Source organism: Pseudoxanthomonas sp. LjRoot204_2 (assembly GCF_056175765.1).
This window is the reverse complement of the sequence record NZ_JBGFFG010000625.1, coordinates 1-1,484: the sequence shown is the minus strand read 5'-3', so window position 1 is coordinate 1,484 and position 1,484 is coordinate 1. Positions and strand designations below refer to the sequence as shown.

Here is a 1,484-nt window from a genome sequence, read left to right as displayed (position 1 = left end):
CAGTCTGTACGGCCGCCGGACTGATCTACAGGCAGCGCTGCATGTGCATCTCGCACAATCCCGTCCGCACCGAATGCATCGCCGGGCGCAATCTCGTCAGCGCCTCGCCCCACCCTTAGCGCAGCACGGTGCCGCCAGCGCCCAGCAGCGTCACTTCCACAAAGGATGGGCCCAGGTGGCTCGAGGCGGTGTACCGGTAGTCGAGCTCTTCAAGGCTCTGGAGCTCGAAGCCTTCGAGTGCACGCACGTAGCCCTCGCGCGTGAGATTGCGGCCGGCGCGCCGTAAGCCTTCCACAATCACCCGGCCGGTCATGAAGCCCTCCAGGGCTTCGTAAGACAGGGCGTCCCCGCTGCCATGCCGGGCCATCACAGAGCGGAAGTTGCGCGCGGCGCGCGACGGGCCGCGTGGATGCGGCATCACCTGCGTGATCGCGATGCCGCGGACGTCGGTCTCTAGCAGCTCGGACAGTTTGGGCACCGATGTGACCGAGAGGACCCAGGGTGAAGGCAGCGCCGCCCGTGCTTGCGCCCTGTACTGCTTCATCAAGTCGGCCACCGTGCTCGGCGACGTGAACAGCAGCACGGCTTGGGGCGCAGCCTTCACGACCGTCGCGGCCATGCCCCGGCCCTCCCAGTTCTCCGCGGGGTGCGGAACGTCCGCCACCAACTGCGCTTGGAACCGCTGCGCCGCCTTCTGTGCAGCGGCCAGAGTGCTCATGCCGAACGCGTTGTCCTGGTAAACCACCGCTATGCGGCGTATGCCGATCGTCGAGAGATGCTCCACCATCTTCTCGACCTCATTGGAATAGGCCGTGCGGGTGTGGAAGAGGTAGCGGTTGTACACCCGAGCGCCGTCGGCGCCAGTCAGTGCCCCCACCGCCGGCAGCCGATACTCCTCGAGCAGCGGCATCGCGGCCAGCGTGATGCCGCTGCCGCCGATGCAAGCGAGTCCGAATACATCCGCACCCTGCCCGAACGCACGGACGTTCGCGAGTGCCCTGTCGATGACGTAGTTGTCCTCCCGGCGCACCACCGAGAGCTGGCGGCCATGCATGCCGCCTTGCGCATTCACTTGCGCGAAGCAAGCGAGCAGCCCGTCGGTATAGTTTCGGTAGAGGCTGCCCCAGACACTGTCAAAGCCGATGGTCTGACCGAACACCACCTTGTTGTCATAGACGCCTGGTTCGCTGCCGCGTGCAGCCACGATCCACGGCGCCGCGGCTGCCGCGGCTGCCGCGGCTGCCGCGGCACAGAATGCTCGTCTCCGGACGGGGGTCATTCGTGTCGCCTGTGACTGATCGACGCACTCTTTCGAGAGAACCTGCCGCGGCTCAGACCCCACCGTGGCAGACGTACTTGGTTTCGAGGTACTCGTCGAGTCCGTACTTCGAACCCTCGCGCCCGACTCCCGACTCCTTGATGCCGCCAAACGGTGCTACCTCGTTGGAGATCAGACCCTCGTTGACGCCGACCATGCCGTACTC

At 65.8% G+C, this 1,484-nt stretch carries 2 protein-coding genes; both read right to left on the bottom strand.

Annotated elements, in window-relative coordinates:
* Positions 1-115: 115 nt before the first annotated feature.
* Positions 116-1,279 (bottom strand): ABC transporter substrate-binding protein, encoded by a 1,164-nt coding sequence (locus AC04L7_RS18530; protein ID WP_436045806.1) that lies wholly within the window; start codon positions 1,277-1,279, stop codon positions 116-118.
* A 52-nt stretch (positions 1,280-1,331) separates the two neighbouring features.
* Positions 1,332-1,475: an aldehyde dehydrogenase family protein gene (locus AC04L7_RS18525; RefSeq protein WP_475513676.1), complete on the bottom strand. Its 144-nt coding sequence runs from the start codon at positions 1,473-1,475 to the stop codon at positions 1,332-1,334.
* Positions 1,476-1,484 lie beyond the last annotated feature (9 nt).